Source organism: Pelosinus propionicus DSM 13327 (assembly GCF_900114615.1).
GTDB lineage: Bacteria > Bacillota > Negativicutes > DSM-13327 > DSM-13327 > Pelosinus > Pelosinus propionicus.
The window spans coordinates 1-16376 of sequence record NZ_FOTS01000024.1; the positions used below are offsets into that span (position 1 = coordinate 1).

Genomic DNA, 16376 nt, shown 5'->3' on the forward strand with positions numbered 1-16376 from the left:
TTCATAGAAATCTCACCACCTTTCTGGCTGAGAATAAGAAAGATAGAAAAGGAATACCCTGATCTTATTCACTGACCGCAGCCTCGCATAATAAGCATTCATCTGTGAAAGTCATTTTGCTGGATACCTTTCGCCCAGAGACGCAACATCTGTGTTAGCGGTATTTGATGAATAAGGCAGGCGTCAAGCTTTATAAGCAATAACCAAAAGGTTTCGCAAGGAGGATAAGACGTTACCTTTGCTAAATTCTCTTACAAATATTTTAGCATCAAGGGGTTCCTTTACGTGTTGAAAAAATAAAATAAGTTTTGTAAACAACGGCGGATTGTTGCTTACAAAACTTATTATACGAGGAGGATTACATTGAATAAATGTTACGTTATTGATACTAATGTACTCCTACATTCCCCTAACGCAATATTTACGTTCAACGAGCACACTGTAATCATTCCCGAAGTAGTTCTGGAAGAGCTGGATCGTTTCAAATCGGAAAGCAGCGAACGGGGTGCTAATAGCCGCCAAGTCAGCCGTATCATTGACAATCTACGGGCTACGGGTAATTTACTAAAAGGAGTCCCCTTAAATAATCAAGGCGGCATATTACGAATTGAGACCAATCATCTGGATGCTAAAATTCCTGCTAATTGGCCAAAAAGCAAGCCCGATAACCGTATTTTACAAGTATGTAAAGGACTCTCGGAAAGTAATCATTACCCGATTTTAGTTAGTCGCGATACCAATATGCGTGTAAAAGCAACTATTCTTACGATTCATGCTGAAGATTTCCGCAATGAAAAAGTAGCCCGTATCGAGGAACAATACACTGGCCGAGGAACTATTTATACCTCATCAGAAGTCATTAATCGCTTTCATGAAAATGTTTTAAATACCATTGATCCTGCCTTTTTATTCACTTACGATGAAAATGCTCATATATTGGTAAATGCACCTTTAGAAACCAACCAATTTTTTCTGATCCGTTCTACAGATAATGACCGTCATACAGCTTTAGGCCGCTTTGACGGTGGAAAGATCGTCCATCTACGTTATCAGCACCACAACCCCTTTGGCGTTATTCCACGCAACGTCGGTCAGATTTTCATGCAAGAATGTCTTATGATGAGTGCCAGTGAAGCCCCTTTAGTCATTATTAAAGGTCCAGCCGGTACAGCTAAAACCTTTTATTCCCTAGCTGTAGGCCTACATCAGCACTTTGAGTGCCGCCCAAGAGATTACAATCACATACTGATTTGTCGTCCTAACGTTCCTATGGATGAAGATATTGGTTTTCTTCCTGGATCAGAAGTCGATAAGGTAAGTCCTTTCATGAGAGGTATCAGAGATAATCTGTTTACCCTGATGAATGGAAATACACTCGATGATAGTAAAGACCTAATACAAGCAGAAGATACAGTTCAACTTTTATTTGACAAGCATACCATTCAAACAGAGGCACTCGCCTTTCAGCGAGGCCGCTCATTACAAAAATACTGGGTTATTTTTGATGAAATGCAGAATGCTACCCCCCGTCAAGCCAAAGGAGTGATCACTCGCCCAGGGTTAGGTACCAAGATTATTCTCTTGGGAGATCCAGCCCAAATTGACCATCCATACTTAGATAGCCAGTCCAATGGTTTGGTGTATGCCAGCGAAAAAATGCGAGGATCGAAGCTTTGTTTCCAAGTAACTCTGCAGCACGATGAATGCGAACGCTCACCGTTAGCTGCCGAAGCAGCCATCAGGCTATAACATAAAAAATAAACTGCCGATTTGGCAGTTTATTTTTTGCGCATTCGTTGTCCTGTTTCTAAGTAAATAACCCATTCTCCAATATTGGTAGCATGATCAGCAACCCTCTCTAAATAGCGTGCTACAAATAATAACTGGGTTGCCTGTGTAATATTGCGCGGATCTTCCATCATATACGTTAAAAGTTCACGAAAGGTTTGATGATAGATATCATCTACTTCATCATCTGCAGCACAGACTTTTTCGGCTAAAGCAATATCAAGATTTATATAAGCAACCAAGGAATCTCGTAACATTTTTTGTGCCATAGCAGACATTCTAGGGATATCTACCAACGGTTTAATCAGTGACTGTTCAGCAATACCTAAGGCAATTTTCGCAATGTCAAAAGCATGGTCCCCCACTCGCTCTAAGTCTGTGGTAATTTTAAGACCCGTACCGATAATTCGTAAGTCCCTTGCTAAAGGCTGCTGTCTTGCAATGAGTACCATACATTTATCTTCGATACTGCTTTCCATAGCATCAATGTAATCATCACCAGCCATTACATGCTTAGCCATTTCTATATCCTGGGTCGTCAAAGAAGCTACAGCTTGCCCAATAGCCAGTTCAACCCGAGTGCCCATTTCTAGAATATCTTTGCGCAACTCTTCTAACTCTTGATCATAATTTTGTCTGGTGACCGTCATATCCTCGCCTCCATTATCCGAATCGTCCAGTAATATAGTCTTCTGTGCGTTTATCCTGGGGTCTTGTAAATATGACATCTGTTTGATCATGCTCCACTAGATCACCATTCAAAAAGAATGCCGTATAATCAGATACCCTAGCAGCCTGCTGCATGTTATGAGTAACCATAACAATAGTATATCTCTGTTTTAATTCCGAAAGCAATTCTTCAATTTTCATGGTCGATATAGGATCAAGTGCTGAACAAGGTTCGTCCATTAACAGTACTTCCGGTTCGATTGCCAATAATCTTGCAATACATAAACGTTGTTGCTGTCCACCTGACATGCCCATAGCTGAGCTTTGGAGGCGATCTCGTACTTCTTCCCAAAGTGCGGCACCCTTCAGGCTCTTTTCTACCAGTTCATCCAGCTGTGATTTTTTAGTAATACCATGAATGCGGGGACCGTATGCAATGTTGTCATAGATCGACATGGGAAATGGATTAGGCCTTTGGAAAACCATACCCACTCGTTTTCTAAGCAGCACCACGTCTGTATCAGGATGATATATATTCACTCCATCTAACAAGACTTCCCCTTCTATTCTTACATTGGCAATTAAATCATTCATACGATTTAATGTCTTAATAAAAGTGGACTTGCCACAGCCTGAAGGTCCAATCAAGGCTAGTAGACTGTTTTTTTCCACACCAAGAGAAATTTTCTTTAATGCCAACGCATCTCCATAGTATAACTTTAGCTTATTCACATGAATTTTATAATCCATAGATATCCTCCTACCATTTCGGGCAATTCTTCATATACACTAAGACTTCTTTAGACAGAATGGTAACTCTACCTTAATTAAGTCTAATTTATCTACAGGGTATTGCAATGCTAAGATCTCCATGCCAAATATAGAAATCTTCAAATAACTGAGTCATCAGATAAATATTGATATAGAAAATATACCACAAAATGCAGGCGTTTATTATTATGCAATTATTATGTTTTTGTTAAATTTCACTAAAGCGGTAGCCAACTCCCCGAACCGTTTCAATTGCCTCTGCCACTTTTGGCTCAGCCGCCATTTTTGCTCTAAGATGGCGTACATGCACATCTACCGTACGAGTATCTCCAAAATATTCATAACCCCAGACCTTTTCCAGCAATTGCTCACGTGTATAAGCTCTGCCTACATTTGTAATAAATAATTTCAATAATTCATATTCTTTCGGAGTAAGTTCTAACTTTTCTTGATCCAAATACGCCGTATAACTGGAAAAATTCAATCGTAGTTTTCCAATGACCAATTCGCCGTCGTGCTGTGCACTGTCCTTATGACTCCTCCTAAGTACCGCTTTTATGCGAGCCATAAGCTCCCGAGGACTAAAAGGTTTTGTCATATAATCATCTGCACCTAATTCTAATCCCACGATTTTGTCTACTTCTTCATTTCTGGCTGTCAGCATAATAATGGGAATCCCAGCTGTTTCCTGCTGTCCTTTCAATCTACGGCATACTTCTATACCATCAATACCGGGGATCATTAGATCCAGTATAATTAAATCTGGCTTATTGGCTCTAACCAACTGTAATGCCTCATGCCCATTCTCTGCTTTAAGGACGTGATAACCTGCCTTTTGCAAGTTAAACTCAAGTAGCTCAATAATTGAAGGCTCATCATCAACTACCAATATGTTGTTTATCATATTCTTCACTTCCTTAAAATAAAAACCAGGTTATATTAACCTGGTTTTTATTTATAATTAATTTATTTATTTACTACGTCTTTTAAGCCTTTACCAGCTTTGAAAACTGGGTTTTTCGATGCTGGAATTGTAATTTCAGCGCCTGTTTGTGGGTTGCGGCCTTTTCTTTCTTCACGTGTTTTTACTTCAAAAGTACCAAAGCCAATGATTTGGACTTTATCTTGTTGTGCTAAAGCTTCCTCAACACTAACAAATAAAGCATTGATTGCTTTCTCAGCATCCTTCTTAGTCAAACCCGCTTTTTCTGCAACACTTGCTATTAATTCAGTTTTATTCACAAAATTAGCCTCCTTATGAAAAATCGTTACGAATAGCTTATTCGCTATCATTTTTTTTATTCCTGTCTAGATTTTAAAAAAATACTAAAAATATCCCAAATTCTTTATATTTTGTTACTTTTCGCCTCTTCCCAGAGGAAATCAAGCTGCTTGACTGACATATTTTCCCATTTTAGATTCTTTTCCTTCATTATGGTTTCAATATACATAAACCTACGGCGGAACTTATTATTCGTGGTATTTAGGGCAACTTCACCATCAATTTTTAGAAATCTCGCCAAATTCACAATTGAAAATAATACATCTCCTAGCTCAGCTTCCATGTCAGTGGCTTGTCCTTGTGTACAGGCATCTTTGAGTTCGTTTAATTCTTCATATATTTTGTCCCATACAGGCTCAATCCTATCCCAGTCAAATCCGACTTTAGCAGCTTTTGCCTGCAATTTGTAAGCCCTCATAAGACTAGGCAATCCTTTCGGTATGCCATCCAGCACAGACGGTCTCTCATTCCCGTGCTCCAGTTTTTTTATCGCGTCCCAGTTCAATACCACCTCGCCTGCATCTCGAACGCTTGTATCACCAAATACATGAGGATGGCGACGTATCATTTTCTCTGTAATGCCATCAATCACCTGCTGCATAGTAAATACCTTGGATTCTTCTGCAATGCGGGCATGAAATACAATCTGTAATAACAAATCGCCTAGCTCTTCACATAATAATTTTCCTTGCTGCAAATCAATGGCCTCTAGGACTTCATAAACCTCCTCCACAATATACCTTCTAAGACTGGAGTTAGTTTGCTCAATATCCCATACACATCCTTCATTCGAGCGAAGCTTCGCCATCACATCAAGTATAGGATTTAAAGAAAAGTGGTTCATTGCAGTACTGCGTCGCGGTACATATACACTGGTAAGATGATCAATTCCCTGCACCCTATCCAGTTCAAACAGAGGTACTGTTAATAACTGTTCATCTGGCAATCCCAAATTTTTCACAACAATCACTTCAAAATCATCAGGGTAATATTCCATTAACGCTAGTTTAGCTTCTGAAGCAACGTAATGATTATAGACTTGTGTTACCACTAAAGCAGTCATTAGCTCCGGAGGCATGGATGCCAAATCAGCGGCATCCAATACTGTAATGCCCTCAATAGGATCTATAGCAAGTCTTGTATACAAGACCTCCAGAAAACTCATTCCTGGCAAAATCCTAACAGCAATTCCTTGTCTGCCCGCCAATTCTCGAATTAGCATCACAGTTTTCTCTGCTACAAGAGGGCTGCCTGGTACAGCATATACTACCCTCTTCCCCAGTGCTGCCTGACGTAAACATTCATGAGCAATCGTCTCGTAAACTTCCTCAAAAGACGTCTTCTCCTCATAAACATAGTCAAAGCTAGTAAATGCAATACCACGTTCCATCATTGCTTCTACGGTTGGATGCTTTGCAGTACGCAAAAGCAATTCTTCTGCAGTCTTTAATAATTCTAAGGTCTCAACGGTGATGAGACCAAAAGAACCAGGTCCTAATCCTACAATTGTAATTTCTCCCACATTATCGCCTCATATTCATAATTAAAATAAAAATTTTATTATTTTCGTAATATACCTATTTTACCTAATAAATGAGCTAGTTTGCTACCTATTTTAGGTAGTTTTTCGATATCCTGCTGCTCAATACCTCCTAATAGTAAAAGAACAATACTGTATACTATACCACCTATACATACAGAAACCAAGGTTGCCATTGTATTATGCAAGGTTTTTAACATTACTGCATCATAAGTTAACAAAACTATAGCGCCCATGATAATGGCTGCTGTAATCGCCTTTATTGTATCTTGTGCATTAATTCTAAATCCTACATAGCGATATACAAAATACATATTTAAAAGAGCAGCCAAGGCAAAATCAACATTTGTAGCCCACGCAGCACCTTTTATCCCAAAAGCTGGTATTGCTGTTAATGTCCAGCTCATAACAATTTTTACAGCAGCAGAGATTGTCATATTAATAAGAGGAATGGCTGTATATCCTAATCCCTGCAATACTCCGGTTGTAATCTGATGCATCCCCAGCATAATAACCCCACCTGATAATATGGCAATTGGTACTCCGGCATTGGGCGTACCATACAGCATTTGTGATATGGGTGTAGCCAGCAGACACATCCCTACAAAACTGGGTATGGTAATTAAATTGGCAAAACGCATTGCCATAGCTGTGCGCTGACAGATTCGCTTATGATCTCTCAGGGTAAAAGCTTCGGATACAGCAGGAACCAGACTAGATGCCAATGACCCTGTCAATATAGTGGGAACATTGATAAGAGCAATTGCCATGCCTGTCAGGTATCCAAATAATTCAGTTGCCTGGCCGACTGTATATCCAGCGTTTTCTAATCGTGCTGGTACAATTAATAAGTCTATACTGGACACGATTGGCAGCATAATATTTGCCAGTGATACAGGCAGAGCCAATTTTATAATGCGCAAAATAATTTTTCCGCTTGCCTCTTGTTTTATAATCGGCTGCATCGCTATTTTTGCATTTAACGCAGTACCATACCGCCAATAGTAATACATTAATACCAATAAGCCGGCTAACGCACCAGGCCCTGCACCAAAACTGGCGCCAGCAGCTGCATATTCAAGACCTAGTGGTAATAGGTAAAAAGCTAAAAATACCATGGTTACGACTCGGACCAACTGTTCAAATATTTGTGATACAGCTGTAGGTGTCATCATTTGCAATCCTTGAAAATAACCACGATAGCTAGATAAAATCGTAACAAAAAATATGGCAGGAGCCAAAGCAGCAATCGCATAATATGCACGAGGATCTCGTACAAATTGATTTTCAACCAACCATCCAGCACCAAAATATAATAAAAATGTAAATACAATTCCCGTTATCGTTAATAAACCTAACGAAATCCGAAATACTCGATTTGCACCGCGAAAATCAGCTAAGGCTACTTTCTCAGCAACAATAATAGAAATAGCTACCGGAATTCCGGCAGAGGAGATACTCAAGGCTAATAAATAAATTGGATATGCCATCTGGTATAATCCAATTCCTTCGCCGCCTAATAAACGAGAGAGAAGAATACGATTTACTGAACCAATTATTTTTACTACAACACCAGCAAGGGTTAAAATGAATGCCCCTTTTAAAAATGTATCTTTACTCACATAATTTCCTCCTAAAGCATTCTATTACTACTTATTCAGGAGGCGGGCATTATATTATCGCAAAATACATTTACTGCTAATACATCTTTATAAAAGTTCATCCATAAGAAAGCAAGAAAAAGTAAATTGCTAATTTTATAGCACTATATTTTAGATTCTAACAAAAAAGTAGCGAATCTGCGTCCGCTACTTTTCACAACTTCATATTATGTGGTCATTTGTTTTGCTAAAAATCCTGCAGCAGTCTCTGCTAATTTCACTTCCATTTCACTCATCTGCACACCTTGCTGCTTCGTACAAATAACCACTGCACCAATGGAGGTTCCCTCTACAATAATAGGTGCAATAACTTCAGCAGTAAATTTCGATACCTCTTCTTCATCACCAGAGTCAATAATTGAGCCCTTAGATCCCTTGGCTTCTGCAAGATTGTTCAATAGAACCGCTTTACGATCTTCCATAACTTTCTCCAGAGCTGATCCTAACGGTTTATTCATAAACTCTTTCTTCGAAGAACCAGCGACAGCAACTATCGTATCTCTGTCTGCTATTAAGATGATATGGCCGACTGCCTCATATAACGAATCGGCATATTCCTTTGCAAAATCACCTAGTTCGCTTACTGGAGAATATTTTTTTAAGATCACTTCTCCTTCTCGATCAACATATATCTCCAATGGATCACCTTCGCGAATCCTAAGTGTTCGCCTAATTTCTTTAGGTATTACAACTCTGCCTAAGTCATCAATTCTTCTTACAATTCCAGTGGCTTTCACCAGTATCCCCCCTTTTCTACAGTTTTTGACATCTGATTTCAGTGATAGTATATATCTAACGAGACATTTTTATTCACAGACATGATGCCTAAAAATTTCTAAAAACAGGTATATAATACAAAAATATCATTTGTATTTAGGGATCACAGGATTACCTTCTTTACATCTCAAGCAACCAATGTCGCAAAAACTTTTCCTAACCAATTTAGTAATTTCTCATTGCTAATTTGTACAGTCTTAAGCCGAATACCTTCAGGGTAAATCATAACACGGGCAGGAAATGCCTCTTTCAAAGCCATGATCTGTTCAGGTTTAACATTTGGTTTATCAATGAATGTAACTTCTACATAATTAGGGTGTTGGATTACAGAACGAATACCAATGGTCCTGGATAGATTTTTAATCTTCACTACATCGAGCAAATTTAATACACAATTAGGCGGTTCCCCAAAACGATCAATTAATTCATCCACAAGATCAGAAATATGTTTTTCATTTCTGCAGGCAGCAATCCGCTGGTATATTTCAATTTTATGCATAGCATCACTAATATAGTCGCCACTTATATAGGCATCTATATTAAATTCCAGCACAGGTTCAACAGGTACTTCTAAGGTTTGCCCTGTCTTTAACTGCTGTACGGCTTCATCCAGTAAACGACAATACATTTCAAAACCTACGCTAACAATATGTCCATGCTGCTGAGCTCCTAACAAATTACCGGCTCCCCTGATTTCTAAATCACGCATGGCAATTTTAAAACCGGCTCCTAATTCTGCAAACTCTTTTATTGCCTGCAGCCGCTTTTCCGCAACCTCTGTCAATACTTTATCCTGGCGATAGGTAAAATAAGCAAAAGCCATACGATGAGAACGTCCTACCCGCCCTCGCATTTGGTATAACTGAGACAAACCAAAATGATCGGCATCATATACAATAATCGTATTTGCATTTGGCACATCAAGACCGTTTTCAATGATACTTGTACATAATAATACATCATCAGTACCTTCATAGAAATCAAGCATAGCTTGTTCTAACATTTCTTCCGGCATTTGTCCATGAGCTACACGAATTTTAGCATCGGGCAGCATGTCTGCTAAGCGGCGATGCATTTTATCAATACTCTGTACTCGATTATAGACAAAATAAACCTGCCCTCCTCGCTTTAATTCCCGCTTAATGGCATCACGCATCACTTCTTCATTGTATTCGACGACATAGCTTTGGACAGGAAATCGTTCCTCTGGAGGAGTTTCAATGATACTCATATCTCTTGCACCAACTAGTGACATATGCAAAGTGCGAGGAATGGGAGTTGCACTTAATGTCAATACATCAATCCCCGCACTCCATTTCTTCAATTTTTCTTTTTGCTTAACGCCAAAGCGCTGTTCTTCATCTACAATGAGCAATCCAATATTTTTAAATATAACATCCGATTGCAATATACGGTGAGTTCCAATTAATACATCTACCTGCCCACTGGCTAATGCTTCAACAGTCGCTCGCTGCTCTCTTGCACTCCTAAAGCGGCTAATTACATCTACTACTGGACCAAAGCCAGCAAATCGGGCACTAATCGTCTGATAATGCTGCTGCGCTAACACCGTTGTTGGTACGAGTATCGCAACTTGTTTACCGCCCATGACAGCCTTATAAGCAGCTCGAATGGCTACCTCTGTTTTGCCAAACCCCACATCACCGCATAACAAGCGATCCATAGGCTGGATTTTTTCCATATCACTTTTAATTTCAATAATAGCACTAAGCTGATCGGGTGTTTCCTCATAAGGAAAAGCGTCCTCAAACTCTTTTTGCCATGGCGTATCAGGATCAAAGGCAAAACCGGATGCAACCTTTCTTTGTGCGTAAATCTCCAGTAGCTCCTTCGCCATGTCTGCGACTGCTTTTTCTGCTTTTCCCTTTGCTTTTAGCCAATCGCTGCCGCCCATTTTATTTAAGCGAGGTGCATCACCTTCAGAACCAATATACTTTTGCAATAAATGTACCTGATCCGTAGGAACATAGAGTTTATCTTCCCCAGCATAGCGAATATGCAGATAATCCTTATGCACATTGCCTACAATTAGAGTTTCTACCCCTACATATTTACCAATTCCATGATTGACATGTACTACATAATCACCAATTTTGATATCACGAAAATAGGCAATTTGCTGACCTTTCCCTACTCTGGGACGAGGTTTTTTCTTCTGGCGCCCCATAATATCTTTTTCTGCAATTACCAGCAGATGTGCTTGTGGTAACTCAAAACCCGCTGAGAGTAATCCGACTGTTATTAATACAGTCCCTTCAGTCAAAGTATGGATGACATCAGAAAAAACGGCAGGAATACCTTCCTCCGTCAAGGTATGCTGCAGCGATACAGCCTTTTCTTGATTGGACATAAAGATGATCGGATAGGACTTATGCTCCTGGCAGTTTTTCAATTCTGCAATCAGCATATCCATTTGACGATGAAACGGTACAATCCCTTTCGCTGTAATACTAATAATTTCATCAGGCTGGGTATGAGGAATCTTTTGCAACATTAATGAAAGGTATAGCACATTGTAACGTACTGCTGCTGCCACGATATCGGACCAGGTAAATGTGCTTTTCTTAATCTCTGGATTTTCCTTTACCAATTTACCCATCTGTTCACGAATACGAGCAGTTTCATCAAATACAATGGTTGAAACCGCTGGTAAATACGATAAAAATACTGTTGGAGTCCCACTTTTTTCAATCTCAGATAACGGAAGTATATCCACTTGCTCTAAGCCGTGCATAGATCGCTGTGAGGCAAGATCAAACTCCCGCAGGGAATCTACCTCATCACCAAATAGCTCTAAACGAATGGGTGCTTTACTGCTGATAGGAAAAATATCAACAATACCGCCTCTTGCACTAAACTGCCCTAGTCCCTCTACCTGATCCACCCTTTCGTAGCCAAAACGTACTAACGACTCTAACAAGTCTTCACGTATCATTTCTGATCCGTTACTTATTGTAATTCGATTATTTTCAAAGTGTTCGCGGGGTACTACTCTCTGCATTGCTGCCTCAGGGGTAGCTAAAACGATTATATTTTCTCCTCGTATCAAGCGCCCTAAGACATCCATGCGCCGTGCTGCCAATTCAACACCCTTTGCAACTGCTGTAAATGTAATAATATCTAAAGCTGGCAGTTCCAGAACAAGGGTACCGGGGAGTAGTGTGGCAAAATCTGCGCGCAGCTGTTCTACCGATTCATGATTTCCAGTAACGATCACAGTAGGCCTAGGAGCAGATTGATATGCCGCCGCTAATAAAGCGCTTTTTTGCACACCTATTACACCATAAATTTGGCTTTGACTGACAGTCAATTGTGAAACGGCGATCACCCGCTTCATCCCAGGATCTTGTTTCATAATTTCAAATAATTTGTTCATAGCACCTCTTCCTATTATAAGAAAGCATTTCACGCTGTACAATTGCATGCATAGAAAACCTTTTAGACCTAAAGCGAAAAGGTAAAAAGGGGCTTTAGCTGTTGCTAAAGCCCTGCATCATTACTTCATTATACTTCAAACCTTATTGATTTAATCCATTTTTTAATGTAGAAAATTAATTTGTTGATCGGATTTTTTTTCATGAAATCCTAAGGCCTCTATGCACTTATCGCATAAGGAATGAACATGCATGGTATTTTCCTTCACATTAACTTTTATTATATCTTGACGCTCTTCAGCCGTCAAGCAATCAAATCCAAACTTAACTTCATCAACTTGATCTACTTCAATCACATCAATTGCAGCTCCACAATGAGCACAATTATAAAATATTTTCATTAAAAAGCTTCCTCCTTTTCGATTATAATTCCTACATTAAGAAGAGGTGGCATTTCATCATGACGACGAAAAACGGATTAAGGTAACATTCCACACTACATGTACACAACTTGCCATGAATATGGCAACCCAAATACTGCTGCTTATATATAGTCCAAAAAGAGTTAAACACCCAAATAGGGTATGACCGCCAATACTGGCTAATGCGGCCCATTTGCCTCTTTGTCCATCGGCCGCATTATACCAGTCATAACCAGCTTCTAACATCCCAAATACCACGTGAGTCACTAAAATATCGGCAGCCAGATAATAGGAACAAAGGCTCTTCGTTACTTCTTCTACTACTGGGCTATAGCTAATTACTGCCTTTATCCCCACATATTTCAACAATAACTTATTTAATAAAAAGCTCAGTGCTGCCATCAGACAACCAATTACATAAGCCATCTTTACCTCGTTAGGTACAAACGTAATGAGCCTATTATTTCCATGATAAAACGAATTTATACAAATTAAAAGTTTTGAACCGTGAGATACAAAGAATATAGAGAGTCCCTTCTCCACTGTATCGTGTTAAGGTTTTCCTTAAAGACTCTTCTATGATAAAAAAATAGGCGGATAAAAATGCAACATTTTTATCCGCCTGCCTATTTAACTACTATTACAAGACAAGAACACTCAATTTCTAGCTGTTCTTTCGCAGCCAATCCATTGCTTCTTCTGCCCGGAATCCAATAATTCCCTGCTTAAATAACACATCTGCCATAAGAAAGCTGTCATTAAAAGGTTCCTCCATCATGTAAGGTAATGCCATACAATACATAGAAGCACTTTTCGCTGCCTCCACCCCATGTACTGAATCCTCCATCACCAAACAACTTTCAAAGGGTACGCCCAGTCGCTTGGCAGCTTCCCAAAATACATCCGGCGCAGGTTTTCCTTTTACCACTTCATCTGCCGATAGAATTACATCAAAATATTCTGTCAGATTCGTAATGGTTAAAATTATGTCAATGATTTCTGGAGATGAACCGGAAGCAATGGCTAAAGGATAGTTATTTTCTTTTAGAAATTGTAAAAACCGATACATCTCAGGAAAAACAATCGTATTTTCTTTGGCAATATCAAGGTAATATTTATTTTTTTTAGCTACTAAAACATCAATCGACTCCTTGAGCCCATACATCCCTTTGATATCTTCCATCATTTCTCGTGTTCCAATACCAACATATTTCTTCTTGATTTCCTCGCTTAATGCTTGTATCCCATATTCCTCCAATAATACATCATCAGCTTTGGAGTAATTAGGCTCACTGTCCACTAATGTGCCATCTAAATCAAAAATAACCGCTTTCACCTTATGTCTTAAACCTTCATTATTTTTCTCCATCTTGTCACTCCTCTCTGCTATAGAAAGTATTCGTACTAATCGTATCTTTTCCTCTAAGCAAAAATACTACGCTTTTTCTTTTACTATCGCAAAAACGTAAGATGGTGAAAACAAACAACTCTTGCATCCTATCTCAATTAATAAAAGCAGGTAATCTACACCTGCTTTTTCACTATAATTCTTTTAAGATTACGCTCCAGCCATCACCAAATTGATTCTGCCAAAGTCTGTATCAATCGCCACAGCATAATTCGATTTCCCTCTAAAAGCAGCTCCTTTTGTAACTCGTTGAGGATGTAAATCTAGATCAAGTCCCATATTGGAAAGATTAATGCAAAAAAGACCATTGGTAACATTTAAAAATTCTCCTGCACTATCAACGGCCAGCTCATCCAATTCACAAATTTTCTCCCCACTATACCGGCACGCCACTTCCAGCAATACGCTATCTTCAGCAGTGAAACTGCTATGTAAAGTGATGTCTCCCGTCATGCTTTGCGAAACAAACCATTGATTCGAATCATGTTCATAAGTAATTGCTGCCAGCAGAGGACTGGTATCTAAAAAACGAACCATAGCGCGAAGAAAAAGTGATATGTAATCATAATACAATTCTACATTCTTGTCATCTTGGGGGATTTTCAACTGCGTCCGAATCTGTTCTTTAATACAGGCTGCATCAGACTGCTGGTCTAAACTGCCTTCTAACTTGTACTCTTCTAGGGCATTCTCCAACTGCCTTAACGTCATGTAGCCTTTATCAACCAATGTCTGACCAAAGTTGAGGTGATCATTGTCTTGAGTGTCTAGCAGAGTGATCAGTTGATCTTCTGACAAATAACCTTCATCTAAGGCTATCTCACCAAATCTTTTATCAATCCGCTGCTGCAGACTATGAATTTCCTCAACTTGCTCAGCAGTTAGAAATCCTTGATTAATGGCTAATACTCCTAATTTCACTTGCACTGCACGTCTACTTTCAAGAGCTTCCTGCACTTGACTTGGTGTTAACAATCCTTGATTTAATATATATTGAGCAAAAAATTGACTAAACATTTAATTCTCCTTTCGAATCATGTCATTTACCGCTTTCACGATTTGGCTACTATTGTATGGTTTCTGAATAAAATCAATTGCACCTAATTTAAGAGCCTCTAGTAAATTGGCAGCAGTACCTGTCGAGGAAAGCATAATGACCCTCGCTTCTTGATCTATTTCTTTAATCTTTTTCAATGCATCAATACCATTGGCTTTTGGCATGACAATATCCATAAAGACTCCGTCAGGGCGAAATTGGTTATACAGTTCAATTACTTCTTCTCCATCCTTGGCTTCCACTACTTGACAACTAAGTTTTTCTAACTCTTCGCGTAGTTTTTTTCGTAACAATAAAGAATCGTCACTAATTAAAATCTTTAATGGTTTCTGCAAAAAGATCCTCTCCTTAAAAAAGCTCTGACGTGTACTAAAAAAATTAAACCTTTTAACCGCGAAACACAAAGGACATAAGATTTTGTATCAACAGTATCTTTATAAAACATACCTTTGTGTTTCGGCACTACAGGATTTTTACATTGCTAGCTCATGTAACATTGGCATTCTATTTATCCCATCAAGTTTTAACACAGACTCGCTTAAACAAGCCAAAACATGAGTATCCAATTGTCCTTCCATCTGGAATTTCATAATTTGAATTGCTTCTTTTGGTGAAACACCTCTTCGGTAATAGCGATTGCTAATGAGAGTATCATATACATCAGCTACTGCAACAATTCTGGCCAGCGTACTAACCTCTGTACCACTGATTCCATAAGGATGCCCTGACCCATCCATTCTTTCATGATGCTGAAGAACAGCATCTAAGACTACATTTGGTATAATACCAGTCTGTGCTAGCAGCTGGCAGCCGTAGTGCACATGGAATTTTGCAATATTGAATTCTTCTAAGTTGAGTTTATTCGGCTTACTTAACATTTCAAATGTAATTCGGGTTTTCCCAATATCATGCAATAAACCAGCTAAGGTAAGATTCCATACCTCATTATCTTCATACCCAAGCCAGCGTCCAAGATAACCAGAAAGAAAAGCAACATCTAATGCGTGCCTGTACAGATAATTTTCAGTAACTCTATCCGTATGCAGTTGTGTAAAAGAATCCCCTCGAGACAGCCTTGGATAAATTCTCATATTAACCAAACTAATAATTGGATCTAAAGGTATTCTCCCCTGATATTTGGCACGTAAAAAGATTCCTTTCAACTCTGTTTCTATTTCAGAATGCATCTGAGCGGCACTTTGCAAATGGGTTTCCATTGATGCACTATCAGTTAAGGATACTCCAATATCAGAAATCACTTTTTCAATCTCAGCAAGATTAATTTCAATCGCAGTTTCTTCAATGACATCAATACCTTTCATATTCCACTCTTTTAAGCACGACAGTAAATACTCATTTATCACTGTCCCTTGGCCAAGAATCATATTGCCATTTGGACTTACCAGTACTTGATTAAGAGTCATTCCAAACTTGATTTCTGAAAGCTGTAGATAACTCAAAGAATTCTCCTCCTAATACAAATGTATTTATGACTGACAGGATTCACTTATACAGTTCAAACTATAATGATTCTATATCGTATTTAAAAGATAACACAAAAAATAACGTTAACTATTACTTTCAAGTTAAGATTTTATTAATTTTG

The 16376-nt window shown here is 38.8% G+C and carries 15 protein-coding genes; 1 reads left to right on the top strand and 14 read right to left on the bottom strand.

The window, feature by feature from the left end:
• The first annotated feature begins 363 nt into the window (after nt 1-363).
• Nucleotides 364-1749, top strand: coding sequence for a PhoH family protein (locus BMZ99_RS13620; protein ID WP_090938185.1), 1386 nt, complete (start codon nt 364-366; stop codon nt 1747-1749).
• Nucleotides 1750-1778: 29 nt separating this feature from the next.
• Here the strand turns inward: BMZ99_RS13620 and phoU are convergent, their stop codons facing one another.
• From phoU to BMZ99_RS13690, 14 genes are all read right to left on the bottom strand, one after another.
• Nucleotides 1779-2438, bottom strand: a complete 660-nt coding sequence (gene phoU / locus BMZ99_RS13625; RefSeq protein WP_090938187.1) for a phosphate signaling complex protein PhoU — start codon at nt 2436-2438, stop codon at nt 1779-1781.
• A gap of 13 nt (nt 2439-2451) precedes the next feature.
• Nucleotides 2452-3207 (bottom strand): phosphate ABC transporter ATP-binding protein PstB, encoded by a 756-nt coding sequence (pstB, locus tag BMZ99_RS13630; RefSeq protein ID WP_090938190.1) that lies wholly within the window; start codon nt 3205-3207, stop codon nt 2452-2454.
• Between the two features lie 229 nt (nt 3208-3436).
• On the bottom strand, nt 3437-4132 hold the full coding sequence (locus BMZ99_RS13635) for a response regulator (RefSeq protein ID WP_090938193.1): 696 nt from the start codon (nt 4130-4132) through the stop codon (nt 3437-3439).
• Nucleotides 4133-4194: 62 nt separating this feature from the next.
• Nucleotides 4195-4470 (bottom strand): HU family DNA-binding protein, encoded by a 276-nt coding sequence (locus tag BMZ99_RS13640; protein ID WP_017531241.1) that lies wholly within the window; start codon nt 4468-4470, stop codon nt 4195-4197.
• A 104-nt stretch (nt 4471-4574) separates the two neighbouring features.
• A complete protein-coding gene (gene yabN / locus BMZ99_RS13645) occupies nt 4575-6032 on the bottom strand; it encodes a bifunctional methyltransferase/pyrophosphohydrolase YabN (RefSeq protein ID WP_090938199.1) in 1458 nt (485 codons plus the stop codon).
• Between the two features lie 38 nt (nt 6033-6070).
• The gene (locus tag BMZ99_RS13650; RefSeq protein WP_090938202.1) at nt 6071-7672 is read right to left on the bottom strand and encodes a putative polysaccharide biosynthesis protein; all 1602 of its coding nucleotides are present in this window, start codon (nt 7670-7672) and stop codon (nt 6071-6073) included.
• A gap of 206 nt (nt 7673-7878) precedes the next feature.
• On the bottom strand, nt 7879-8448 hold the full coding sequence (spoVT, locus tag BMZ99_RS13655) for a stage V sporulation protein T (protein WP_090938206.1): 570 nt from the start codon (nt 8446-8448) through the stop codon (nt 7879-7881).
• A gap of 167 nt (nt 8449-8615) precedes the next feature.
• The gene (gene mfd / locus BMZ99_RS13660) at nt 8616-11885 is read right to left on the bottom strand and encodes a transcription-repair coupling factor (protein WP_090938209.1); all 3270 of its coding nucleotides are present in this window, start codon (nt 11883-11885) and stop codon (nt 8616-8618) included.
• Nucleotides 11886-12047: 162 nt separating this feature from the next.
• Nucleotides 12048-12284, bottom strand: coding sequence for an anti-sigma-F factor Fin (locus BMZ99_RS13665; protein WP_090938212.1), 237 nt, complete (start codon nt 12282-12284; stop codon nt 12048-12050).
• A gap of 57 nt (nt 12285-12341) precedes the next feature.
• Nucleotides 12342-12731 (bottom strand): hypothetical protein, encoded by a 390-nt coding sequence (locus BMZ99_RS13670; protein WP_090938215.1) that lies wholly within the window; start codon nt 12729-12731, stop codon nt 12342-12344.
• A 238-nt stretch (nt 12732-12969) separates the two neighbouring features.
• Nucleotides 12970-13674 carry an HAD family hydrolase gene (locus BMZ99_RS13675; RefSeq protein ID WP_090938217.1) on the bottom strand — a complete coding sequence of 235 codons (705 nt, stop codon included), beginning with the start codon at nt 13672-13674 and terminating at the stop codon, nt 12970-12972.
• Nucleotides 13675-13863: 189 nt separating this feature from the next.
• Nucleotides 13864-14730, bottom strand: a complete 867-nt coding sequence (locus BMZ99_RS13680) for a hypothetical protein (protein ID WP_090938220.1) — start codon at nt 14728-14730, stop codon at nt 13864-13866.
• Nucleotides 14731-15105 (bottom strand): response regulator, encoded by a 375-nt coding sequence (locus BMZ99_RS13685; protein WP_090938223.1) that lies wholly within the window; start codon nt 15103-15105, stop codon nt 14731-14733. It lies immediately after the preceding gene.
• A gap of 138 nt (nt 15106-15243) precedes the next feature.
• On the bottom strand, nt 15244-16230 hold the full coding sequence (locus tag BMZ99_RS13690; protein ID WP_090938226.1) for an HD-GYP domain-containing protein: 987 nt from the start codon (nt 16228-16230) through the stop codon (nt 15244-15246).
• Between the last annotated feature and the right edge of the window lie 146 nt (nt 16231-16376).